The sequence below is a fragment of the Desulfitobacterium sp. LBE genome (assembly GCF_007830365.1).
GTDB lineage: Bacteria > Bacillota > Desulfitobacteriia > Desulfitobacteriales > Desulfitobacteriaceae > Desulfitobacterium > Desulfitobacterium hafniense.
Map to the genome: position 1 here is coordinate 2,198,996 of NZ_VLKD01000001.1, position 23,334 is coordinate 2,222,329.

Consider the following 23,334-nt stretch of genomic DNA (forward strand, 5'->3'; position numbering starts at 1 on the left):
TTTCACCTCATAGTTTCAAAATCCTTCATTTGGGCACGAACCTTTTGCTCATAGTTTTTATAAAAAACGTCCAACTCCCCAATATAGTTGTCTTTCCAGGGTTTGTTGCGGCCGCAATAGTGAATAATCGCTGTATTGCTGCGGACCCAATCCAGATCAATTTTAGCATCCCAGTACTTGGGGTTGAGATTATAGAGGGCATAATACCGCTCACTGAGATTATAGATTTTCGCATCTACAGTCAGAGTTCTATCACTATACACCCCATTAAGAACATCCTGGTCAGGCAGGAATAAGCGGTGCTTGTATTCTTCAATATATTGGTAGACTTCATGAACATCCTGTTCCTGGCGCAGCAGGGACAAGTTCATCATCATCACCCCCGAATTGACATAGGTGCTGTCTTCAGCCATATTAAGTCTGACGTGATTGAGCTTTTTCAATAGTTCCTTAACATGGGAGGCTGCTGCGAAGAAGTTTCCTTGGAAGTCTATGGTGTAGAGCTCCTTTAGGGGATTGATGACGACAAGATCAGGATCCAGGTACAAAATTCGTTCAAGGTGATCGGGAAGATAATTCACTGCAAAAATCCGGTAATACATTTCCTTGGGATAGCGGCTGGTAATAGGTGCCTTGCTCAAACCTTCATCAGACAGCTTAATTCCTTCAACCTTGCATCGTGAGCTATCAATGGCCTGATCGATACGTGCAAAGTCCTCCTTGGACATAGCGGAATGAGCTACATAAACCGTAAACTGCTCCCCTGGGTTGGAGTCAAGCAGAGAGGTCAGCATAACCATTAACTGTTTTACATAACTTGAGTTCAGGGTGACTAAAATATTCATCGTTTTACCCCTTTGCTGATTGATCTTATCCTGATTGAGCATGCTGATTTATCTTAGAACAAAAAGATGCTGCGATGCTGCAGCTTAACACCAAACAAGGACTGGGATGTCAAAACATCACCAGTCCTTGTTTTCTACCTGGAGAGCACCGCCATAAATTCTTCTCCGGTGATGGTTTCCTTTTCCAACAAATAACGTGCCAATTCATGAAGCTTTTCAATATTTTCTTTTAAAATTTCGAAGGCCTTTTTGTGGGCGCTTTTGATGATGGATAAAATCTCCTCATCAATCCTGGCTGCGGTTTCCGGAGAACACATCAAGGAAGTATCGCCGCCAAGGTAAGGATTATTCACTGTTTCTAAAGCCATCATATCGAAATTCTTGCTCATCCCCAGACGGGTAACCATGGCCCGGGCAATTTTGGTGGCTTGTTCAATATCATTGGAGGCTCCTGAAGTATAGGTTCCAAAGATCAATTCTTCGGCTGCCCGGCCCCCCGTAAAGGTGGTGATTTTATTGAAGGCCTCTTCTTTGCTCATGAGAACGCGCTCATCTTCTTCCACTTGCATGGTATAGCCTAAGGCCCCGGAAGTCCTTGGAATAATGGTAATCTTATGCACAGGAGCAGAGTCCGTTTGTTTGGCGGCTACTAAAGCATGGCCAATCTCGTGGAAAGCAATAATCTCTTTCTCGCGATGAGAAATCACTGCCCCCTTCCGCTGATAACCGGCAATCACAACTTCTACAGACTCCTCCAAATCACTTTGATTCACCCGGCTTCTCCCGCAGCGAACAGCCCGTAAAGCTCCTTCATTAATAATATTGGCTAATTCCGCCCCGGATGCTCCGGCAGTGGCCCGGGCGATGGCTTTAAAGTCGATCGGGGAGTCCATTTTTACCTTTTGCCCATGAACTCTCAGGATGGCTTCCCGGCCTGCCAAATCCGGAAGCTCCACAGGGATCCGGCGATCGAAGCGCCCGGGACGCAGCAAAGCCTTGTCTAGGGACTCCGGCCGATTGGTAGCGGCGAGAATCACCACACCCTTCTTGCCGTCAAAGCCATCCATCTCGGACAGAAGCTGGTTCAAGGTTTGCTCCCGTTCATCATTGCCTCCGCCGAAGGAGCCGCCATCCCGTTTTTTGCCGATGGTATCAATCTCGTCGATAAAAACGATGCAGGGGGCTTTTTCATTGGCTTGTTTAAATAGATCTCTGACTTTGGCCGCGCCCATACCCACAAACATCTCTACAAATTCACTTCCGGATATGGAGAAAAAGGGCACTTTTGCTTCTCCGGCAACGGCCTTGGCCAGCAAGGTCTTCCCCGTTCCCGGAGGACCCACCAGGAGAGCCCCTTTCGGCAGATCGGCTCCAATGGCGGCATAACGGCTGGGGTCGTGAAGAAAATCCACGATCTCAGTCAGAGCTTCTTTCGCCTCATCCTGACCGGCCACATCGGCAAAGGTCTTGCCTGTCTGGGCTTGAACGTAGATTTTCGCATTGCTCTTGCCAAAGGTCATGGCGTTCATGCCACCGCCCATCTTTCTCTGCATCAGATTTCCCAGCAGCATCCAAAGTCCAAATAAGAGAATCATGGGGAGAATCCAGGTTAAGAGAATGTTCATGAGGGGGGAGTTCTCCTTGGGGATAACCTGAGAATATTTATCCACCCCGGCAGCCTTAAGACGATTAACCAATTCAGGGTCCGCCATGGCGCCCGTAACAAAAATCGTTTCTTTGCCTGTTGAATCCTTGGTCATAAAGGCAATCTGATTATCCTGAACTTCGACTTCCGAAATCGTTCCACTCTCAAGATAGGACAGGAAAGAGCCATAATCCACTTGGGTAACCTGTCTTTTCAGCAAGTGCGGAAACACAAAAGCATTCAGAAGCAGAAGAATCAACAAGGCAATCAGGGAATAATAGATAAGCGGTTTCTTCGGCGTTGGTTTTTCATTCATTTTTTTCACTCCATTATTTTCTATAACTAACCGCTTCCGTGAGCCTTATTCTTTTCGATTGAAAATTCTATTTCGGTTGAAATTCATACATCTCTTGCATAAAGGCTTTGACATTTTCCATGCACTCAATAAATCGTTGATATTCCTGTTCACCTTTATATTCCAAAAAAACACCGTATCGTCGTTCAAGAGCCTCTTCGATGCGATAAATTGTGTCTTCACCGTGCCGGGTCAGGGCAAGTTTCACGAACCGTTCGTCCTCAGGTGTACGAATACGCCTTAGAAATCCTGCTGCCTCCAATTTCTTGCACATAGAGGAAGCATTCCCGCTGGAAAGGCCAATAATACTTCCCAGACTTCCTATAGTATGAGGTGCCCCGTCTTTAACTTCCACCAAGATTCGAGTCTGCATTAATGTCAAACCGTATTCTTCTACAATCGGGCGAAATGCATTGGCCATACCTTCGGTTATCGTCCTCAAGAAATCCCAGATTTCATTCTCAAACACCATGCTTCTCATGCTTTGGCCTCCACCACGCTCTCCAATATTATCTTTACACTATATATAGTATAGGGTATACTTTGTTTAGTCAATACATTTTAAGACACGATAAAACTTTGTTGTTTATTATTGGACAAAAAGTCTGAGGATTACATATACTAAAAGATAATAATAATGAGGAGGAGGGAGAATCATCATGAAAAATTTGCCGATGCTTTACCGCGTAATATTTATCGCCTTGCTTCTCCTCCTGCAAATCTTTGCTCTGGTTATGATCATCTGGAGATTCAGCAGTTATTTTATTTATTTTTATACTGTTTGCACATCGCTCAGCATCGTTGCTCTGCTTTATATATTGAACAGCAAATCTGATCCTGCCTATAAGATTGCCTGGGTTATCCCAATCCTTATTTTTCCTATCTTTGGCGGACTGTTCTATCTTTTATTTGGCCGCAATAAATTAAGCAAACGCAAAAAGCGCGAGATGAAAGCTGTTAATGAAAAAATGAATCAGTCCCTTATCCCGAATCAAGCCATCCTTCAGGAGCTTGAGGCGCAAAACCACCGTGCAGCTAATCTTTCACGTTATATCGATAAATATTCCTATTGCCCTGTTTATCAAAATACCATTACTGAATATTTACCCCTCGGAGAGCTGATGTATGAGCGTTTGCTGGAAGAATTAAGAAAGGCCGAAAAATTCATCTTCCTGGAATACTTCATTATTGATGAAGGAGTCATGTGGGATTCTATCCTGGAGATTTTAGTGGAGAAAGTCCAACAAGGTGTAGATGTCCGGGTTCTTTACGATGATGTAGGCAGTCTCTTCAAGCTGCCCTATGGCTATGAAAAGAAGCTGGAGGAGAAAGGAATTAAGTGCAGTGTCTTTAACCGTCTGATTCCCGTTCTCTCCATTCACATGAATAACCGGGATCATCGCAAGATCGCCGTGATCGATGGAAAAACAGCCTTTACAGGCGGAATCAATCTGGCGGATGAATATATTAATGCGTATGATCGGTTTGGTCATTGGAAGGATAGCGCTATACTCATCCAAGGAGAAGCTGTCTGGAATTTCACCGTGATGTTCTTATCTTTATGGAATTATGAGACCGAGACGGATGAAGACTACACCCGGTTTAAGTTACCTGTGCATGAGGCGGAAGCCTACCCCAGCGATGGGTTCGTCCAGCCTTTTGGGGATAGCCCCTTGGATGAAGAACCGATGGGCGAAAACGTCTACCTCACTCTCATCGTTCAAGCTGAACGCTATATCTATATTAACACACCCTATCTTATCCTTAATAATGTAATGCTTTCAGCCCTCTGCTCTGCCGCTAAGCGAAGTGTCGATGTGCGCATCGTGACTCCTTATCGCGGGGATCGTTGGTTTGTTCATTCCATGACCCGTTCCAACTACGAATTTCTGGTGGAAAGCGGCGTAAAAATCTACGAATATTCACCCGGCTTTATCCATGCCAAATCCATCCTGATCGATGACGTCCACGCTGTGGTGGGAACCATCAACATGGACTACAGGAGCCTTTACCTGCACTTCGAATGCGGGGTCTACCTCTATAACACCCAAAGTGTCCTGGCCGTAAAAGAAGATTATTTAGCAACGTTAACCAAATGCCAGCAAATTACCCTGGAAGACTGTCGTGCTGTCAGATGGTACCGTAGATTAGGGCGTACAATCCTCCGTATTTTCGCCCCATTGATGTAGAATTAAACAGGAGCTTTTCAGCATCTTCGTGGATCTGCTGAAAAGCTCCTGTTTGAGTTTATAAACACTTAGCCTATTTATTTTAAGAGGAGATGGCAATAAAGAACTCAGGACATCCGTTTAATCTGAATAGCCGGGTATTCCATCACACAGACATACTCACAGATTCCACACCCTGTACAGATCTCCGGATCAACCACCGGATATTGAAATCCTTCCATCTTAATCGCTTCATCGATCAACGGGCAACTGTTGTAACAGGAGCGGCACACATCATCCTGATAAGCATAACAGCGGTCTTGATCAATTTCGGCAATGCCGATTTTTACTTCACGCATGTCTAAGGGCACAAGGGCGCCGCTGGGACATACATCAGGGCACTCCATGCACAGTGAGCAGGGGATTTGGCGGGGAATAAAGTAGGGTGTCCCCAGGTTTAAACCTTGATCCAGATGGGCACTTAATAAGGTCTTATCAGGACAGATCTCTATGCATTTGCCGCAGCGGACACATTTCGCCAAAAACTCTTCATCCCCAACTGCACCCGGGGGACGAAAAACCTTAGGGGCAGCGGCTGCGAGAGCCTTGGCAGGCTTATAGCTTAAACCTGCCAAGACCACTAAGCCCACACCCTGCAAGGCAGTTCTTCGGGATATCCTCCCCGCCGCCGGGGTATCTGCTTTTAGGTTCTTGGCAACAGCCATACTTTCTGGTTCCGGAGATTTCTCCGGTTTCAGCGAAAACTGCAAAGCCCTGGCCGGACAGACATCGATACAGCGGCCGCAGCGGGTACACAAACTTGAAGCCGCGTATACCTTTCCTTCTTCAATCATGTTTTTTAAGCTTGCGGCGGTATAATCGCAAGCCTTTACACATTGAAAGCATTGTACACACTTATCTGTATCGCAGCGAACCTTGACGGGACTCCAGCGGGCGCTCAGGGCATAGAATGCGCCGATTGGACAAAGCATCCGGCACCAGCCACGCCTGTATCCTGCCAGTTCCAAGACAATGATGATCAGGATAAGCAAAACTTCCAGCCCTAACCCGAACAGAAAGGCTCTATAGATGATACCTATGGGGGATAAAGTCTGAAATACAGGAATCCCAACAACCAAACTAAGGACTAAAAAGAAGGGTAAAGCCCAGTAATATTGATTCTGTTCATCGATGGCATTTTTATGAATCTGGATCCGTGTTAGCCATGGCCATTTTCTCTTTAGAGCATCAACTCCTTCAATCAGGAATCCTATCGGGCAAATCCAGCTGCAGAAAGCTTTCCCTAAGAAGAGATAGAGCCCGGCAATCCATAGTGCACTGATCAGGAAAGTCATGGTGATGGTTTTTGATGCCAAGAGGACTTCCCCAAAAGCCAAAGGATCTGTTAAGGTCAAGCCGAGAATCCGGCTGGAACTCAACGTCCCCAGCACCTGGTACATTCCCGTAAGGGGTAATAGAAAAATTAAGATCATGCCTGCTTGAACAAGGCGCCGACACCGATTCCAGGAGAATTTAAGCATTACTCCGCCATCTTTCTTAGACTTTTTCTATTTTAACAGCACAAATCTTGAATTCAGGCTCTTTAGAAGCAGCATCCACGGCATCAATGGTTACAGCATTTACCAAGGGATCCGGTTCAAACCAAAGAGCAAAGAGCAGACCGGGTCGCGGTTCGCCAGGCTTCCCTACTCTGACCGGTATTTCGACCTTGCCCCTGCGGGAAACCAGCCGAACCGTATCCCCCTCTTTGATCCCCAATTCAGCAGCGTCCTGGGGATTTAATTCCACATACTGTTTGGGCACCGCCCGCATTAAGGTAGGGCATTTGCCTGTCATGGTCAGGGTATGCCAGTGTTCAAGAATCCGGCCGGTCGTTAAATAGTAGGGGTACTCCTCATCCACCACTTCAGCAGGACCCAGATACGGTCTGGCAAAGATAACCGCCTTGTGATCCTTTGCGGAATAGAAATCAATGCCTTCTTTGACATAGGGATCCTCGGGAGCCACATAACGGCGCACGGCCCCTTTATTGCCCTGGTGATCCTTAACCGGCCACTGAATGCCATGGGCCTCCCTAAGGGCCGGATAGGTGGCCAGTTCCATATGAGTCCCTGTGGTACATTTAAGGTATTCGTTCCAGACATCTTCGGGAGTTTTGAAGGGAAACAGCTCCCCATAGCCCAGGCGCTGGGCAAGGTCGAGAAGAATATCCAAATCCGGCTTAGCTTCACCGGGGGGGTTGATGGCTTTAGCCAAATGCTGGGTACGGCGATCCGTATTGCCGTACACCCCTTCTTTCTCACACCAGAAAGCTGCCGGAAGAACCACATCGGCATACTTGGTGGTAGCTGTGGGGTGGAACGCCTCCGCTACCACCAGGAAGACCTTTTCAAACCCCTCCTGATAAGCATTGACATTCGGCAGGGAGTGGGCCGGATTAGTGCACATAACATAGAGGCACTTCACTCTGCCGTCCCCGCAGGCCTTAAATAACTCCATGGTATGTAGACCGGCTTGAGGACTAATGCGATCAGCCGGTACGCCCCATAGCTCGGCCACTTCTTTCCTGTGCTTCTCGTTGGCAATGACACGATGCCCGGGGAGTAAATGAGATAATGCTCCCGTTTCCCGGACACTGCCGCAGGCACTGGGCTGACCGGTCAGGGAGAAAGGAGTTGAGCCAGGTTTGCAGATTTTCCCGGTAAGCAGATGCAGATTATGAATAAGATTATTGGCCCAGACACCGGCTACCCGCTGATTAATACCCATCGTCCACATGGACATGGTGTTCTTGCCTTTTTCACCGAAGAGGCGGGCAACCTCTTGGATTTGAGCAGCAGGAAGGCCTGTTACTTTTTCAGCCTTTTCCGGTGTAAATTCCTTAAGGAACTCCTTATAAGCTGCAAAGGTTATAGCTTCCTTGCCATTGGAAAAGCTCGTATGTTTAGCAATGAACTCCTCGTCCGCCATTCCTTCCTCGATGATCACATAAGCCATGGCGTGGAGAAGGGCCATATCGGTCCCCGGTACAAATTGCAGCGAAATATCGGCAATTTCATGGGAGCGATGACGTCTCGGATCGGCAATAATTATTTTGGTATCAGGATCTTTTTTCTTTTTATCCGTCAGTCTGCCAAACAGAACCGGATGTGCTTCCGCAATATTGGAGCCGATGATAAAGAACACATTGGCATGTTCAAAATCCTCGAGGCATCCCATGGGTTCATCGGCACCAAAGGTAGTGGTAAAACCGCCTACCGCGCTGGCCATGCAAAGCCGCGGATTCCCGTCAATATTATTGGTGCCGATGGCTCCCTTGAAGAGTTTATTGGCCACATAACCTTCTTCCGCCAATTGCTGTCCGGAACCATAGAAGGCTACGGAATCCGGACCATTGTTGGCAATGGATTCTTTGAACTTTGCAGTAACCAGTTCCATGGCTTCGTCCCAAGTACAGGGCTCCAATTTGCCATTTTTACGTATCAAAGGCTTAGTAACACGTTCGCTATGGGTAATGACCTGTGGCAAATAATAGCCTTTGGCGCAGAGCAGCCCTTTATTGCCTTCATTATCCGGATCCCCTTTTACGGCAGCTACCTTGCCATCCTTCACTCCGATCAGCACACCGCAACCGGTTCCGCAATATCTGCATACGGATTTAACCCATTGATCCACATCTATCTGCTTAGGGGCGCTGGGGGCTGGTTCAGGCGAGTCAACCTGAATCGTCTTGGTTTGACTGGTACATCCTACTGTCATCATTGCTGCCGAAATTGCACAGGTTTTGAGAAAATTTCTTCTACTGAATTCCATGGTCTAACCTCCTTCAAAAATCAACTTGCCTGATTAAACATGGCATTGCCGGCAGACGGTCAGCTCCGGATGAGGGGTCTTGGGAGCGCCTCCCACACCCTCGTTATGACAGGTGCCGCAATTCTCTCTGCCTTCAATGGCATGGGAAGCCGGCGGCGGAAAGCCTTCTACAGTTGCACTGCCCATTGCCGTCCCAGGCTCTTTCTCCCCAACCGGAGCAGGCGGATTGGCAGACTGGTCCACAGGCTGACTTTGGCAGCCGGTTAACACAAGGGCACTGAGCATTAACACCAGCAGCATTAACAACAGGACTTTTGCTGTTTTTTGGCAACGAACCATAATTCTCTCTCCTTATCATTCTTTCTTAGTTGGGCATGGTACCACAGTGATTGCAGGATTTTCCGCGATACATGCCTTGATACATCGGCCGCAGCCAATGCAGCATTCCGTCCGGATGATGGGATAGCGAAAGTCTCTTAATTCAATGGCCTTTATTCCCATCGGGCAGGCATAAAGGCAGGAACTGCAAAGTTGTTCATGATAAGCGAGGCAATTATCCTGATTGATTTTGGCCACACCTATAGCATAGGATTGGCTGGACTCCCGTTTCTCTAGAACTCCACTTGGACACACTTCAATACATCGCAGACAGAATGTGCAAGGCTGTTCATCAGGAACAAGGTAAGGAGTTCCAACTAAAACTCCTTCATCCGGTCCGGCTACGTGAATAGACCTATCTTCACAAGCTCCACTGCACTTCCCACAGCGTTGACAGCCGGCCAGAAAAGCGATTTCCTCTATCGCTCCAGGAGGTCTTATGAGGCTTTTCCCGGGGGCTGTGGCCTTGACCGCATTGATGGTCAGCCTGCAAAAGTCATTCACCACAGTGCCCAGGAAGTCTCTCCGACTGATGAGTTCATTTCCCTTAAGCAAAATTCACACCTCCTTCAGGGAAATCCGTGTCCATAGCTATATAAACCGGATAGACTCCAGTGACTCCTGGCAATGCACCAATCCCGCTTTCAATCATCTGCACCGCATCATGTACCAGCTCATTTTCCATGACCAGAATGATATCCCCATTCATGACTCCTTCCACAGAAACCCTTTCCAGATCTTTTAGCCGGCTTAAAAGCGGCTCCTCAAAACCGGGCAGGCATTTTACTATTAAACTTGAAATCACCATAAAGCATTCGGTGCCCCCTTCCCTCTTTTTCTTGCCTCTTTAATGGAGAATGCCCTAATTTTCGCAAAAAAAATACTTGCTTTTAATATAGCAAGTATTTCTTACGAGAACGTTAGTCAAATATTCAGAAATTCTTAACAAAATCTTCACATTTCCTTGTGATATTCTTAACAAAAACTTAAGCAAAAATCTACTGGGAAAACTTATACCCGATTCCCCATACGGTTTGGATATATTGGGGCTTGGCCGGATCCCGTTCGATTTTCTCTCTCAGCTTGCGAATGAATACGGTAATCGTGCTGGTATCATTGACATACTCGTCTCCCCACATATGGGCAAAGAGCTGTTCCCGGGTAAAGACCTGATCAGGATGCTCCGCCATAAATGTGAGCAACTCAAACTCTTTGGGAGTCAAATAAACAGGCTTGCCCCGCACAAAGACCTCATGGCTCTCACAGTTGATTTCCAGCTCCCCTTTACTTATTTTGGTGGTCTTTCTTGCTTTGGGAGCGGACTGTTCTTTGTCAAAGGAACGCCGCAGCAGAGCTTTAACACGCAACCCCAATTCAACGGGGCTGAAAGGCTTGACAAGATAGTCATCGGCGCCGAGATTAAATCCCACGCTTTTGTCGATAATCTCCCCCTTGGCCGAAAGCATAAGAATGGGGACCTTGCTTGTTTCTCTGATGGTTCTACATACCTCATAGCCATCAATCAAGGGCAGCATCACATCAAGTATCACTAAATCCGGGCTTTCTTTTTGAAAGGACTCCAGGGCCCCTTCGCCATTGTCCGCATAAAGCAGTTCATAAGCTTCCCTCTTTAGGACTTGCTCGACAACTCTATAGATGCTTTCTTCGTCATCGACCAACAAAACCTTATAGGTGCGCTTCATCCCTTTTCCTCCTTGTGCCTCACTCTATATTTCTTTATTACCCCCTGGATCGACTTTGTCGGGATCCTTCGGTAAGAGTACCACAAAAGTACTGCCTTTGTTTAATTCGCTCTCGACCCATAGTTCTCCTTTGTGAAGGGTGACTAATTCTTTGGCCAAAGCTAGGCCCAGACCCGTACCTCCATATTTTCTGGAGTTGGAGCTGTCTATCTGGGTAAACCGTTCAAAAATCTCTTCCTGCTCTTCAGGTGGGATGCCAATTCCGGTATCAATGACGCGGATCATGAGCCAATTGTCCCTTGGCGCATTTTTCACCTGAATTTCCACCCGTCCCTCAGGAGGGGTGAATTTAATGGCGTTCCCGACTAAATTCTCGATGACCCGGCGGAGTTTCTCCGGATCCGCGCGCAGCAAAGAAACCTCAGGATCAAGGCTTATTTCCCAGTTAATGCCTTTCTTCTTGGCCAAAGGGGCGATAACGCTGTCAATGGCCCCCATGACATCAGCCATATCGACATATTCTAATTTTAACTCAAGGCGCCCGGCTTCGATCTTAGCCAGATCAAGGATATTATTGATCAGCTTCAACAGGTTTTGGCTGTTGGCTTTAATGTACTTGAGATTCTGCCGCTCTTGTCTTAGATCCTTAGGGAGATCCTGAAGAAGCAGATCGGTAAAAGCCATGACGGAGGTCAGAGGAGTCCTTAATTCATGGCTCATAATGGCCAGAAACTCTGACTTGTAGGTATTGATCTCATTCAGTTTAATATTGGCAGCTTCCAATTCATCCTGCTTGATTCTTAAGTCTTCATTGACCAATCTCAGCTGATGGGTTCGCTTTTCCACCTTGGCTTCTAAATTCTGATAGAGATCCTTCAATTGATCGGCCATCTCCTGGATATGCTGAGCCAGCTCTTTTATTTCACCCTGAGCCTTAATGCGATTCAGGTCAATATCAAAATCTCCTTGTCCCACTTGGGCCGTGGCGCCCTTCAGCTCCCCTAAGGAACGGGTAACCAGGCGGGTGACCAGCAAGTACATGGAGATCACAATCACACCGATCAGCAGCAGTGAAAAGGACAAATGGCGATATACATTGAGCTTAATCCCGTGCAGGAAAATATCCATAGGCATAATCAGACTGATGGCTCCGCCTAAATCCTCAACCTTATACCCTTCTTTGCAATGCCCGGTGATATCCAAATCACCAATGGGTTCGCCATGACAGGAGAGGCATTCTTCCTGCATATGCAAAGGAACCATATAGCGAAAAACCCGCTCTCCTGCCACTACATCCTCCCCCCAGATTTCGGCAAGATGGGGTTCATGGCTAAACCTCAGCAATCCCTGGGCTTCATAATCATCCGGAGCATTGCTGTCAGAGCGGTAGTCAAGCCGCGTCTGTTTGATGGAGTAATGGGTCAGCTGCCCAAAGATATCGCCGATTTGCATGCCAACTGCTGCCGGATTAAGATGCTTAAACTCAAAATTTCCTTGGGAATCATAATTAATGCGGTTCTGATTCTTCGCGATGACTTCACGGGTGGCGATGAGCTGTTTTGTGATAACCTGGGCTTTCTCATGCATTTCTAAAGTGGCTTGAGCTCTTTGGTTGCGATAATCCCAGATGAAATTGATGAGCATAATGAATACCACCACAATGGTGGTGAACAGCATAAACCGATGTGTTAAACTATCCTTCATCATATCAGCTCACTTATCAGGTAATCATACACGCAGATGCCAAAACTTAAACTCTGCTTATTGGAAATTGATATGGATAACGATCAGCACCGCCAGGAGAATGGTCATAAAAATATGGTTAAAATAGGAGGATTTGATCTCTTTGCTTTTGGCCATGATGTTTTTATCCAAGCCTGAGGTCACAACCAAGCTCATGGGAATCAAAGCCAGGACGCCGGTGATGTAGTAATTGGGGGAAATTTCATTTTGCGGCCAAAAAGCTAAAGATAAGAAGTACAAACTATGATAGATCACCAGGACAAAAACAATCCACCCCAAGCAGGTATGCAGAAATTCTATGACTTTCTTGCCTTTCATACGCCAATCCGGATCTTCCACAAATTCCAGGAAGAGAACCTTAAACACCGCCAGGATCAAGATGCCCGCGATAAAGAAGCAGGCTATTCCTCCGGCTTGTTTAACAGTGCTTCGGGTCACCGCCGTGATGAGCAGGAATACGATGGACAGGCCCAAGGCAAAAAGCAGCTTTTGATAGGTTTTGGTAAAGCGGTTAAGGAATAGCACTCAATCACCTCATTCTTAAATCTTAAACTATTTTCAGGAATGTTTAAAGATGGTTAGTGGAAAAAATTGACCAAAGTGCCTTCATCCCATGATGGGTATGGCACCGGCGTAAAACAGGTAGCGTCCGATTATTTGGGCGCTGAAGAGCAGGATGAAGCTGAGATAAAAAACGGAGCGCAAGCTTTTGCCTGGGTTTTTAAAGTTTTGAAAGCTATACACCACAAAGTTGATTCCGCCCAGAAACAAAAGTGTACAGTAAAGCAGGGGCAGCAAAGAGTATGACTCGGAGTTGAAAAGGAAGAAAGCCAACTGAACCAGCAATACTCCCAGGGTAAGGAGTGACAGCTTCCAAAGTAAACCTCTTACCTCCTGATAATTCGGAAAATCCCTGACGGTCTCCATAAATAAGGCGCAGACGACGGCTCCCAGAATAAGCATGGTGGCGAAAAAACTAATGTAGGTATTGGCAGAGGCCCAAGCAGGGATAGGTGTCGTGTAATAGATACTGGACATACTGAATACGGCAATCAGCCCCAGGGCGGAAGTGAACCATCCTAAAGCCATGCCCGGCGCCTCCCGCCGGTAGAAGACAACGGAGATCACCCAGAAGAATAAAAACAACCCGCTGAAGACAATCTCACGGCTCAGCCATGACGTAAGCAAATTAGCTACCGATGCATAAGCCTGTGTGGGTGAACCAAGGTGAAATATGGAGATCACTAAGGCGACACACATGAGAGGACCTACCACCAAAAGAGGGCGCCGGGTTAGTTTAGCTACAATCTCAGGTTCTGTTTTGCCGGTCAGAAAGGTTCTCAGCCCTACGGCAACGACCCAGATCCCTACCGCACATTGAGTCAGAATACTGAAAAGAATTAAAGACCATTCACCGCTATACATTCTCATCCACCTCATTCCAGTTTATAAGCCTTATTGCAGAGTATATATGTCAGTAGTTTAACATGATTGCCAATAGAGAAATATACAAAAAAACCAGGAAATATTTGTAGCCAATGCTAAAGAAAGTGTTATAGAAAAAGAATCCTGCTTTCTAAGACTGAAGAAAGCAGGATTTAAATAAGGTATTGTACTAATCGGGGTAATTAGGGGAGTCGTTGATTAGGTCAGCCCAATCGTTGACGCAACCATCCCTGCATAAAACACATAGCGGCCGATAAATTGTCCACAGATCAGGGCGGCTAAGGAAGCGTAAAGCAGGCTGGAGGATTGGGTCTCAGGCTTGGCGGATTTTTGCAGAGTAGGCCAGAGCAGAATTACGGCTCCGCCCAGAACAAGAATCCATTTCACTGTAATGATCAAACTCATACCGCCGAGGATTGCCGCACTGGCTTGAGCAGCCGGTCCTCCCAGGCCTAAGTTGATGGCATAAGGTATGGCCACTGCGGCTTGAATAATCACCGCAGCCAAAACCAGATAACCGAAGATCTTTTTATCGACATTTTGCAGTTCTTTCATGCTTACGACGAGGAACAAAAGGGCACCCACAGCAATGGCTGTGGCATAGAAGTCCACGAAAGTATTGATCCCCTGCCAGACCGGTACGGAAGCGGTGGTGTAGAGCTTGCTCATGGAAAATACGGCAATCAGACCGATACCGCTGCCCAGCCACCGCAGTCCGGCGCTTAAAGCGGAAGCATCCGCTTTAAACCATTGGACCAGGGCATAGAGGACGGCAACACCCATGAACATTCCGCTAAAGAGCACTTCCCGGCTCAGCCATGAGCTGCCCAGATTGAACAGGGAGTTCAGGGCGTGAAACGGTTGGCCCAGATGGGCCAAAGAAGCCAGGACACCAATGACACTTAATCCGGCGGCTGTTGCCGCTGCACCTTTGAAGACTTTTCCTTTATACAGCTGATGACTTAGAGTCATGAAAAACATGATTCCGATCGCGGCCTGCATGCAAAAGGAAAAAATCAATAACGCTGTTTCTCCTCCCATGATCAGTCCTCCTTCACTATAAATTCTTTATTGAGAGCAACCGTTTTGGGTTTGATCAGAACGGAGGGGGTTGTTTTGGCAGAGCTGGGCAGCACCGGCAAGTCACTTACGGCATCCGCCCCATATTTTGCCCGCAGTTCGTCAAGCTCTCCCCATTTGATAGCTCTCATGGTGCAGGCATCGACGCAGGCAGGGTTCTCCCCTTTTTCCACTAGGTTTTGGCACATATCGCATTTGCTGACCTGGCCGGTTTCTTCGATAAATTGAGGAACCCCATAAGGGCAGCTCCAAGTGCAGTAACGGCAGCCGATGCATTTGCTTTTATCGTGGGCGACAATCCCATTCTCCAGCTTATGCATAGCCTGAGTTGGGCAGCCTTCCACACATTTAGGCTCTTTGCAGTGGTTGCAGGTGATGGAAAGGTAGTAAATCCAAGGCGTGGGGAATTTCCCGCCTTCAAAGCCTTTAACTCTTCTGAACAAAGTTCCGGGCTTCAGGTCATTGCGATCGTTACAAGCAATTTGGCAGGTTTTGCATCCGCCACAAGCGGTCATATCAAAGTAGAATCCATATTGCGCCATTATTTATTCCCCCCTTGTGCAGCAACAATCCGTTTGGGCCATAAATAGTCGGTTTCCAATTTGCTGTCATACTTCTCGACTTGAACATTACATGTGTTGTATGCCTGCACCCCTTGTCCGGTAGGAAGTCCTCCATTCAGTACATTGGTGGCGCCAGCCTTGCAGATACCGGTTTCATCGTCCACTTCCGCCCAAGCGCCCTGACCTAAAGTAAGGGTTCCCGGCATGATTCTCTCTGTGATATACACAGGCCGGATCACTTGGCCATGGCGGCTGCTGATTTTCACGATATCATTCTTAGCGATTCCTCTGGCGGCAGCATCGGCGGGATGAATATAGAGTCTGTTTTGGAACGCCTCTCTGAGCCAGGAGATATTATCCAAGGTGGAATGGCTGCGGCGTGCATAGTGGATCGTGGTGAGCTGGAGCGGATAGCCGCTCTTCTCTTTCTTCTCAAAGTTGGCGAAGGTCTCTTCATAACCTTCAGTAACATATTGATACTTAGGGATGGGAGCTAAGGTGTTCCAACCATAAGCATTGATCGTATCGGCTAAACCTTGGCTGTGGATTTGGAATTTGCCGCTTTCGGTGCCCAGCGGGTTCTTTTCAGGGTCCTCAATGAAGTCTTGATAGTCAATATAGGTGTATTGGTCTCCAGGGGAACGGGGCACCTGATAGACTCCTTGTTCCTTAAATTCTTGATAGCTGATGCGGCCTTCCTGGGGAGTTCCTTTCACTCCCAGGGCGGCAATATCCTCAGCGGTAATGGTCACCAGCTTCTCATAGCCTGAGCCGTCTTCCTTCATCACGGTGCAGCCGGCCACCATATTGAAGAGCTTCTGCTCAGGGGAAAGGGGATCAAAATCAGCAGGATCCAAGCCCAGCCGCTTGCCGATCTCGGCATACATCCAATCATCATCTTTGGCCTCAAACATGGGTTGGGTGATTTGACTGTAGAAGATGATCATTTCCGGGTTGCCCGTTAAGAAACCGCCCAGTCTTTCCCACTCGGTGGTAGCCGGAAGCACGATATCTGCATATTGGGCCGTGGCGGTAAGGAAATGGGCCGATGTTACCACAAATTCAACTTTGCGGAAGGCTTCGATTCCTTTCATGATATCGGTATTCTGATTGAGCACATTGCCCGAGCCGATATTCCAAATCATGCGGATATCGCAGGGCTGTTTGCCTCTCACTCCTGCAGTGTACTCCCCATTGATCACCGCGTCCCAGGCTTCGTCGATAACGATGCCATGCCAGTCTGTTTTAAAGGGATCCGGTCCGGGGAAGGTCGGTTCTTTATAAATGGGATTAGCCGGAGATTTGCCGCCGGCAGTTCCTGCTTTGACAAGAGCCGGCCCGCCATAGCTTTGGGTATTATGACGGTTATTGGAGCAGACACTGGCCCCTGGTTTCCCTACATTTCCGGTCATCCAGCCCACGGTCAGGAAGGCCTGGCAGAATTGTTCCCCTACGGAGGTTCTGGCCGCTGCCGAGGAACTGGTGAAGGTCATGGGTTTCGTCACGGCAACCTCATGAGCGAAAGAGCGAATCAGATCCGGATCGGTTCCGCAATGCTCGGAAGCCCATTCCGGAGTTTTGGGTGTGCCGTCATAGGTTCCCAGAACATAATCTTTAAAGTTCTCTTTCGGATCGGCACCTTCCGGCATATGCTCGGCATCAAAGCCCACGCAGTATTTATCGAGGAATTCCTGATCATGGAGGTTATTGGTGATCATATAATGGGCCATTCCCAACAATAAAGCTGTATCTGTTCCGGGTCTTACCGGAATCCACTGATCGGCAAGGAGCTGGGCTGTGTCGTTATAGAGTGGATCGACAATAATGAATTTGGCCCCTGCTTCTTTGGCCTGTTTAAAATTGTAGGCAGGATTACCGCCACTGCTCCATACGGGATTAGCTCCCCACAAGACAATGAGTTTGGAGTTTCTCAGATCCAAGCGGTCGTTGGAGCCTCTGGAACGGCCGCCGTTCATAAATTGCTGAGGTTTTGGCCATGCTCCATCTGAAGTACAACCCCAGTAGGTCATAGCTCCGCCGTAAGCATTAAGAGCCGGACCCGTGCTTTTAGCGAGAATGGCTTTATTGCCATAGGTTTCTTTGACACGTTTTAATTCGGCGGCGACATGATCCAGGGCTTCTTCCCAGGAAATTCTTACCCACTCATCTTTACCCCGGAGCTCTCTTTTGCCGCCGTCCTCTGGGTTCCAATTTTTGCGTTTCATGGGGTATCTTAAGCGATCGGCACCAAAAATCTGCTGGCGCTGGGATCTCCCTCTGGCGCAGCCCCTTTGTTGTGGGTAATCCGGGCTGTCCGGATGGGTGTCATCGGTTTTTTGACGGACAACGACGCCGTCCACCACCAAGGCCTTGTTCAGGCAGCGTCCGCCGCAGTTATGCCAGCAAGCCGCCGTAATCCATGTTCCTTCTTCATTGGCAGCCTGACCCGCATTGGTGGTGGTCAGAGTATTGCCACAGCCCACTAAAGATAAGCTGGCAGCAGCAGCGGTACTGGCTTTGATGAAGTTTCTGCGGCTGATTGTCATTTCATTGATCTTATCAAAGAACTTTGTCATGAGTATGAGTAGCCTCCTTTTAAATTAGTCCAATGTTGGTAACGACCATGGCGGCGTAAAAAATATACCGGCCAATAAACTGACCACAGACCAAAGCTATACCGGCCAGATAAATCATCCCTGTGGCTGACTTCGCTTCCTGCTGAAGAGTGGGCCAAAGCAAAATTCCTGCTCCGCCAAGAACAAGGAGCCATTTTAAGCCAACCGCTGCACTCAAGCCATTGAGGATTTCGGCGCTGGCATGGGCGGCCGACCCGCCAAGACCCAGGTTAATCCCATAGGGTACCGCTACGGCAGCTTGAATGACGACGGCGGCCAGGACGATCAAACCAAGGATCTTTTTATCCTTACCCTGTAATTCTTTAAAACTTAAGGCCAGGAAAAGCAAGGCGCCGACGGCAAGGGTTGTTCCATAAAAATCAGCAAAGGTATTGGCCCCCTGCCAAACGGGAACCGAAGCAGTGGAATAAAGTTTCGCCATGGAGAATACGGCGATTAAGCCAATCCCGCTGCCAGCCCATCTGAGCGCTGCTTTAATCCCTTGATTCTCCACCTTGAGATATTGGACCAGAGCATAAAGCACGGCGATGCCCATAAATACACCGCTAAACAGGACTTCTCTGCTCAGCCAGGAACTTCCCACATTGAGAAGAGAATTCAGGGCAGCCAGTGGTTTCCCTAAGTGAGCCAGGGAAGCAATTACGCCGATGATGCTTAAACCGGCGGCCAGATAGGCCGCTTTCTTAAACTCTTGATCAGCGTGGAGGATCTTGCCAAGGGTCATAAATAGCATAATTCCGATAGAGGCCTGCATGAAAAAGGAAAATACCAGTAAAGCGCTTTCACCCATACTTAAACCTCCTTATACCTGAAGTCTTTTTGAGCAGCAATTCTTTTCGCCTTGATCACCAGGGACGGCTTCGTCCGGGACGCTTCAGGCAGAATTGCCAATTCACTGGTGGTGTCACCGTGTTTAGCCTTCAATTCATCCGTATCTCCCCACTCCAGGGCCCGCATCGGGCAGGCATCCACACAGACGGGGTTTTTGCCTTCATCGCGCAAGTCCTTGCAACCGTCACATTTTCCTACTTTCCCCAAATCTTTGATGAATTGAGGCACCCCATAGGGGCAAGCCCAGGTACAGTACCTGCAGCCAATACATTTGCCTCTGTCATGCTGAACAGTGCCGTCTTCAGCTACATGCATGGCCCCGGTAGGACATCCTTCCACACATTTAGGCTGAGCGCAATGGTTGCAGCTTCCTGAATAGTGGTAGGCCCCGGGAGCCGGATAAACCCCTACTTCGTAGGTTCTGGCTTGCCTGAAGATGGTGCCTACTTTCAAATCATTTTTATCTTTACAGGCAATCTGACAGGTTCTGCAGCCAATACAGGCCGTCATATCAAAATAGAATCCCAAATAACCCATTTACTGCACGCTCCCTTCTAAAAAATGATCCGTTGGGGTTTTTCTACATCCGGGATTAATGAAGCTCCAGCATATTTCTCAAGCTGAACGATACAGGTATTCCAGCCGGAAGCACCTTGTCCCGTAGATACCGGACCGCAGAGAATGTTGTCTGCTCCGCCTTTATCAATACCGGTTTTTTCGTCCATGTCCACCCAAGAACCATGAGGCAAGCCGATGACACCCGGCATAAAGCGCTCGGTAACCAAAGCAGTGCGCAGGACCTTGCCATGTTGGCTGGTTAACAAGACGGTATCTCCATCCATGATCCCTTTAGCTTTGGCATCCTGAGCATTGATGAAGACAGGATTAGGCCAGGTTTCTCTGAGCCATTGGACATTATCAAAGACGGAGTGGGAGCGGCGCAGATAGTGAGGATTAATCACTTGGAAAGGATAGTCTCCTTTGGCCTTGCTCTTCCAATCACTGAAAGTGGCCTGATAGCCTTCAACCGGTGGAATATAGGTGGGAATCGGCTCGATCTTGCTATAGCCCATATTGTTGATTCTCTGGGCAAGAGCACGGGAATAAATCTCCATCTTGCCGCTTTCGGTGGCCAGCGGATTGGCTGCCGGATCATCTCTGAATTTCTTATAAGCGATAAAGCCGTAATTATCTCCCGGTTTTCTTTCGACCTGATAGAGGCCTTGCTCTTTAAATTCTTTAAGAGTAATTTGACCTTCCTGGGGCTCACCTTCCACTCCCCATTCGGCAATATCGGCGGCCGTGATGGTAACCAGAGGAGCTTTTGTCTTGCCATCGGGCAAGGTCACTTTGCTTCCCGCAATCATATTAAAGAGTTGCTGTTTTTCGTCAAAGGGGAAGGCTTTGCTGACATCTACCCCTAAACGTTTTCCCAATTCCTTGGCTATCCATTGATCGCTTTCACATTCGTACATTTTTTCGGTAATTTGGGAATACATAATCAAAATTTCCCGGTTGCCGGTGACAAACCCGCCAAGTTTTTCCCATTCTGTAGTCAGAGGCAGCACAAAGTCTGAATACTTAGCGTTGGTGGTTAAGAATTGAGCATGGCTTACCACCAGCTCCACCTTACGGTGGGCTTCGATCCCTTTGGTCATACCGTCGGCAGTTTGCAGACGGGCACTGGTATCGTGGTAAATAGCGCGGATGTCAATGTCGCGCATTTCTCCCTTTTTCCACTTCATTTGACCTGTAAAATTATACTTTCCGTCGACGATGGCCCGCCACATTTCCGTATGGTTGAGGCTGTCGTCCACAGGATTCTCCACGGAAGGCAGTCCATCTTTACCTGCGCTCACCAAGCCCGGTCCGCCATTGCTGGAGCCGGTGTGGCAGCTTACTCCGCACATATGCCCGGATTTTCCCATATGCCCGGTCATGGCTCCGATGGTCATCACCAGTTGGGGAAGGCTATCGGCATTCTGAGTTCTTGCTGACGCCCAGCCAAAGATAATAGCCACTTTTTTGTTCTTACTCATGGCTCTGGCCAGATAACGAATGCGCTGGGGTTCCACTCCACAGATTTCAGAGGCCCATTCGGCATTTTTAGGTGTGCCGTCATAGGTTCCCAGGACATAATCTTTGAAATTATCCTTAGGATCGGTGCCTTCCGGCATGCTGCCGGCATCAAAGCCGATGGTATTATTCTTCAGGTACTCCCAGTCAATCAGGGGATTGGTAGCAGGATCATCTTCAACAATCAGAGTATGGGCCACTCCCAGAAGCAGGGCGGTATCTTCCGAAGGGCGTGAGGGAATCCAATCCGCTTCCAGTAAGGCATAGGTATCATTGTAGTATGGGTCTACGGCAATGAACTCCGCACCGGCCTTTTTAACCTGCATGAAATTGTAGGCTGGGTTGCCTGCCGAGCTCCACGCCGGATTCATGCTGAACATAATCACGGTTTCGCAGTTCCGCATATCAATCCGGTCATTGATACCTTCAACAGCGGAAGGTCCAATACCCACAGGGCCATTGGTTCCATGCCAGGTTCCCCGGGATGTGGTGCCCCAGTTACTTACATAGCCTCCAAACAGAGCCAGTGTTTTAGAAGCATCTCCGCCGTCGGCAAAGATAGCACGATTGCCATGCTCTTCTTTAATTCTTTTCAGCTCACCGGCAATGGACTCAAAGGCTTCTTCCCAAGAGATTCGCACCCATTCATCCTGTCCGCGCAGCTCTTTCTGTCCGCCGCCAGGCGCCCAATTCTTCCTGCGCATGGGGTATTTCAAACGGTCGGCGCCAAAAACCTGTTGTCTTTGGGAACGCCCGCGGAGACAAGCTCTTTGCTGGGGAAAGTCCGGACTGTCCGGGTGGGTATCGTCTGTTTTTTGACGAACCACCACGCCGTCAACCACCAAAGCCTTGTTCAAACATCGGCTGCCACAGTTATGCCAACAGGCTGCCGTTCTCCACTCACCTTCCTGATTGGCCATTTGATCAGGGCTGGCCGTGGTCAGAGTGTTGGCGCAGCCTCCCAAAGAAAGGGCGGCAGCGGCGGCGGTGCTGGCTTTAAGAAAGCTTCTGCGGCTTAGATTCAATTCATTAATCTTATCTAATAAATTTACCATTCCTTTTCTTTACCTCCTTAACTTGGTACCTTGATACTTTAGTGCTTAGATCCCCAGGGAAGCCATCACCTCCTGTATAACAGCCTTGTCCACTTGCAATATCTGCTCGGTCAGAACAGCCAACCGGGGATAAAAATAATGAGTCTTGGCGTTTTGAATCTCCCGGGAAAAATCCGTAATCCAAGCCAACAGATGCTCCTCCAGGAACTCCTTTTGGCTGGATAAGAGTCTGCTGACCTCCGCGTACTCTTCTTCCTCGAAGCGTTCCAAGGTCATCTTGCTCAAATGAGCCATAAAGTCCAACTCCATGGCCAGATGATCGTCTGCCTCATGGGGGTAATTGGCGGGCAGGAATTCATATTCCAGATAAGCCCGGCGTACTTTTAAGGTGCTTTCCTGGAAAATGATTCTCTCCTCACTGCGGTATACTGATTCCCAGGGAGGGGCGGGCAGCTTATCAGGACCAATAAATAAAGCGGTATATTCACCTTTTAAGCGTTCTAGTGTCGTTTCTCGGTCTTTAGCCAGAGCGGCTTTCACTTCGGCCAACAAGCTTAGATAGTCACTTAAATCACTTTCTTCATCAAGCCATAATCCCAGGGCATCCCGGGTGTGATCACTGGTGACAGCATCAAACAAGGGGCTGCTGGGCTCATTGCCAAAGATGTGCTGCAACAATCCATAGAGGTAATGACGATTAGCAAACACTATTGCAATACCATCATTTGGGGCTGTTTTCATCATTAAACACCTCATTACTCTTTTGTGTAGTTTATCACATAAATATTAATTCTCAACCTGTAAATATTAACAAAATCTTAATACGATATTATTTTTCACAAACTATTTTTTAAACCAGTATTTACATTACCTTTAAGCTCTTACAAAACACCGGCTGATATGATAAACTTTTGTAGACCCTAATTTTTTATGATGAGCATTATCTTTTTTAATTTCAAGATAGTCTTCACAAGGA

The 23,334-nt window shown here is 47.9% G+C and carries 20 protein-coding genes; 1 reads left to right on the top strand and 19 read right to left on the bottom strand.

The window, feature by feature from the left end; genetic code table 11:
* Positions 1-2: 2 nt before the first annotated feature.
* The 3 genes from DESLBE_RS10400 to DESLBE_RS10410 all read right to left on the bottom strand — a co-directional run bounded on the left by DESLBE_RS10400 (position 3) and on the right by DESLBE_RS10410 (position 3,326).
* Entirely contained in the window at positions 3-845 is an 843-nt protein-coding gene (locus DESLBE_RS10400; RefSeq protein WP_243131284.1) for a glycosyltransferase family 8 protein, read from the bottom strand.
* A gap of 134 nt (positions 846-979) precedes the next feature.
* Positions 980-2,806: an ATP-dependent zinc metalloprotease FtsH gene (gene ftsH, locus DESLBE_RS10405; RefSeq protein ID WP_144676656.1), complete on the bottom strand. Its 1,827-nt coding sequence runs from the start codon at positions 2,804-2,806 to the stop codon at positions 980-982.
* A 67-nt stretch (positions 2,807-2,873) separates the two neighbouring features.
* Positions 2,874-3,326, bottom strand: coding sequence for a MarR family winged helix-turn-helix transcriptional regulator (locus tag DESLBE_RS10410; protein WP_144676658.1), 453 nt, complete (start codon positions 3,324-3,326; stop codon positions 2,874-2,876).
* 178 nt (positions 3,327-3,504) lie between these two features.
* Between DESLBE_RS10410 and cls the strand changes: the two genes are divergently transcribed.
* On the top strand, positions 3,505-5,034 hold the full coding sequence (gene cls / locus DESLBE_RS10415; protein WP_005808122.1) for a cardiolipin synthase: 1,530 nt from the start codon (positions 3,505-3,507) through the stop codon (positions 5,032-5,034).
* A gap of 107 nt (positions 5,035-5,141) precedes the next feature.
* Here the strand turns inward: cls and DESLBE_RS10420 are convergent, their stop codons facing one another.
* The 16 genes from DESLBE_RS10420 to DESLBE_RS10495 form a co-directional block, all read right to left on the bottom strand.
* A complete protein-coding gene (locus tag DESLBE_RS10420) occupies positions 5,142-6,554 on the bottom strand; it encodes a 4Fe-4S dicluster domain-containing protein (protein ID WP_144676660.1) in 1,413 nt (470 codons plus the stop codon).
* A 16-nt stretch (positions 6,555-6,570) separates the two neighbouring features.
* Complete coding sequence (locus DESLBE_RS10425) at positions 6,571-8,847, bottom strand: nitrate reductase (RefSeq protein ID WP_144676662.1); 2,277 nt, start codon at positions 8,845-8,847, stop codon at positions 6,571-6,573.
* A 33-nt stretch (positions 8,848-8,880) separates the two neighbouring features.
* Complete coding sequence (locus tag DESLBE_RS10430; RefSeq protein ID WP_015943351.1) at positions 8,881-9,186, bottom strand: hypothetical protein; 306 nt, start codon at positions 9,184-9,186, stop codon at positions 8,881-8,883.
* Between the two features lie 15 nt (positions 9,187-9,201).
* Positions 9,202-9,780, bottom strand: a complete 579-nt coding sequence (locus DESLBE_RS10435; protein ID WP_144676664.1) for a 4Fe-4S dicluster domain-containing protein — start codon at positions 9,778-9,780, stop codon at positions 9,202-9,204.
* Positions 9,773-10,033 carry a chaperone NapD gene (locus tag DESLBE_RS10440; protein WP_005808112.1) on the bottom strand — a complete coding sequence of 87 codons (261 nt, stop codon included), beginning with the start codon at positions 10,031-10,033 and terminating at the stop codon, positions 9,773-9,775. Before DESLBE_RS10440 ends, DESLBE_RS10435 begins: the two co-directional genes overlap by 8 nt.
* A 190-nt stretch (positions 10,034-10,223) precedes the next feature.
* The gene (locus DESLBE_RS10445) at positions 10,224-10,928 is read right to left on the bottom strand and encodes a response regulator transcription factor (RefSeq protein ID WP_005808110.1); all 705 of its coding nucleotides are present in this window, start codon (positions 10,926-10,928) and stop codon (positions 10,224-10,226) included.
* A gap of 24 nt (positions 10,929-10,952) precedes the next feature.
* Positions 10,953-12,635, bottom strand: coding sequence for an ATP-binding protein (locus tag DESLBE_RS10450; protein ID WP_144676666.1), 1,683 nt, complete (start codon positions 12,633-12,635; stop codon positions 10,953-10,955).
* Positions 12,636-12,689: 54 nt separating this feature from the next.
* Positions 12,690-13,196 (bottom strand): iron reductase, encoded by a 507-nt coding sequence (locus DESLBE_RS10455; protein WP_005808104.1) that lies wholly within the window; start codon positions 13,194-13,196, stop codon positions 12,690-12,692.
* 81 nt (positions 13,197-13,277) lie between these two features.
* A complete protein-coding gene (locus DESLBE_RS10460; RefSeq protein ID WP_243131285.1) occupies positions 13,278-14,096 on the bottom strand; it encodes a DmsC/YnfH family molybdoenzyme membrane anchor subunit in 819 nt (272 codons plus the stop codon).
* Between the two features lie 219 nt (positions 14,097-14,315).
* Entirely contained in the window at positions 14,316-15,158 is an 843-nt protein-coding gene (locus DESLBE_RS10465; RefSeq protein ID WP_005808100.1) for a DmsC/YnfH family molybdoenzyme membrane anchor subunit, read from the bottom strand.
* Between the two features lie 2 nt (positions 15,159-15,160).
* Positions 15,161-15,739, bottom strand: a complete 579-nt coding sequence (locus DESLBE_RS10470; RefSeq protein WP_005808099.1) for a DMSO/selenate family reductase complex B subunit — start codon at positions 15,737-15,739, stop codon at positions 15,161-15,163.
* Positions 15,739-18,336 (bottom strand): molybdopterin-dependent oxidoreductase, encoded by a 2,598-nt coding sequence (locus DESLBE_RS10475; RefSeq protein WP_144676670.1) that lies wholly within the window; start codon positions 18,334-18,336, stop codon positions 15,739-15,741. Before DESLBE_RS10475 ends, DESLBE_RS10470 begins: the two co-directional genes overlap by 1 nt.
* Before the next feature lie 19 nt (positions 18,337-18,355).
* A complete protein-coding gene (locus tag DESLBE_RS10480) occupies positions 18,356-19,186 on the bottom strand; it encodes a DmsC/YnfH family molybdoenzyme membrane anchor subunit (RefSeq protein WP_011461565.1) in 831 nt (276 codons plus the stop codon).
* Positions 19,187-19,188: 2 nt separating this feature from the next.
* On the bottom strand, positions 19,189-19,764 hold the full coding sequence (locus tag DESLBE_RS10485; protein ID WP_015943344.1) for a 4Fe-4S dicluster domain-containing protein: 576 nt from the start codon (positions 19,762-19,764) through the stop codon (positions 19,189-19,191).
* Positions 19,765-19,781: 17 nt separating this feature from the next.
* Positions 19,782-22,358, bottom strand: coding sequence for a molybdopterin-dependent oxidoreductase (locus DESLBE_RS10490; RefSeq protein ID WP_144676672.1), 2,577 nt, complete (start codon positions 22,356-22,358; stop codon positions 19,782-19,784).
* 45 nt (positions 22,359-22,403) lie between these two features.
* On the bottom strand, positions 22,404-23,102 hold the full coding sequence (locus DESLBE_RS10495; RefSeq protein ID WP_144676674.1) for a molecular chaperone TorD family protein: 699 nt from the start codon (positions 23,100-23,102) through the stop codon (positions 22,404-22,406).
* Positions 23,103-23,334: the final 232 nt, after the last annotated feature.

Excerpts from the sequence above, each read along its gene's own strand:
- DESLBE_RS10400 (WP_243131284.1), bottom strand. The coding sequence starts at position 845 with ATGAATATTTTAGTCACCCTGAACTCAAGTTATGTAAAACAGTTAATG.
- ftsH (WP_144676656.1), bottom strand. The coding sequence starts at position 2,806 with ATGAATGAAAAACCAACGCCGAAGAAACCGCTTATCTATTATTCCCTG.
- DESLBE_RS10410 (WP_144676658.1), bottom strand. The coding sequence starts at position 3,326 with ATGAGAAGCATGGTGTTTGAGAATGAAATCTGGGATTTCTTGAGGACG.
- cls (WP_005808122.1), top strand. The coding sequence starts at position 3,505 with ATGAAAAATTTGCCGATGCTTTACCGCGTAATATTTATCGCCTTGCTT.
- DESLBE_RS10420 (WP_144676660.1), bottom strand. The coding sequence starts at position 6,554 with ATGCTTAAATTCTCCTGGAATCGGTGTCGGCGCCTTGTTCAAGCAGGC.
- DESLBE_RS10425 (WP_144676662.1), bottom strand. The coding sequence starts at position 8,847 with ATGGAATTCAGTAGAAGAAATTTTCTCAAAACCTGTGCAATTTCGGCA.
- DESLBE_RS10430 (WP_015943351.1), bottom strand. The coding sequence starts at position 9,186 with ATGGTTCGTTGCCAAAAAACAGCAAAAGTCCTGTTGTTAATGCTGCTG.
- DESLBE_RS10440 (WP_005808112.1), bottom strand. The coding sequence starts at position 10,033 with ATGGTGATTTCAAGTTTAATAGTAAAATGCCTGCCCGGTTTTGAGGAG.
- DESLBE_RS10445 (WP_005808110.1), bottom strand. The coding sequence starts at position 10,928 with ATGAAGCGCACCTATAAGGTTTTGTTGGTCGATGACGAAGAAAGCATC.
- DESLBE_RS10450 (WP_144676666.1), bottom strand. The coding sequence starts at position 12,635 with ATGATGAAGGATAGTTTAACACATCGGTTTATGCTGTTCACCACCATT.
- DESLBE_RS10460 (WP_243131285.1), bottom strand. The coding sequence starts at position 14,096 with ATGTATAGCGGTGAATGGTCTTTAATTCTTTTCAGTATTCTGACTCAA.
- DESLBE_RS10465 (WP_005808100.1), bottom strand. The coding sequence starts at position 15,158 with ATGGGAGGAGAAACAGCGTTATTGATTTTTTCCTTTTGCATGCAGGCC.
- DESLBE_RS10470 (WP_005808099.1), bottom strand. The coding sequence starts at position 15,739 with ATGGCGCAATATGGATTCTACTTTGATATGACCGCTTGTGGCGGATGC.
- DESLBE_RS10475 (WP_144676670.1), bottom strand. The coding sequence starts at position 18,336 with ATGACAAAGTTCTTTGATAAGATCAATGAAATGACAATCAGCCGCAGA.
- DESLBE_RS10480 (WP_011461565.1), bottom strand. The coding sequence starts at position 19,186 with ATGGGTGAAAGCGCTTTACTGGTATTTTCCTTTTTCATGCAGGCCTCT.
- DESLBE_RS10485 (WP_015943344.1), bottom strand. The coding sequence starts at position 19,764 with ATGGGTTATTTGGGATTCTATTTTGATATGACGGCCTGTATTGGCTGC.
- DESLBE_RS10490 (WP_144676672.1), bottom strand. The coding sequence starts at position 22,358 with ATGGTAAATTTATTAGATAAGATTAATGAATTGAATCTAAGCCGCAGA.
- DESLBE_RS10495 (WP_144676674.1), bottom strand. The coding sequence starts at position 23,102 with ATGATGAAAACAGCCCCAAATGATGGTATTGCAATAGTGTTTGCTAAT.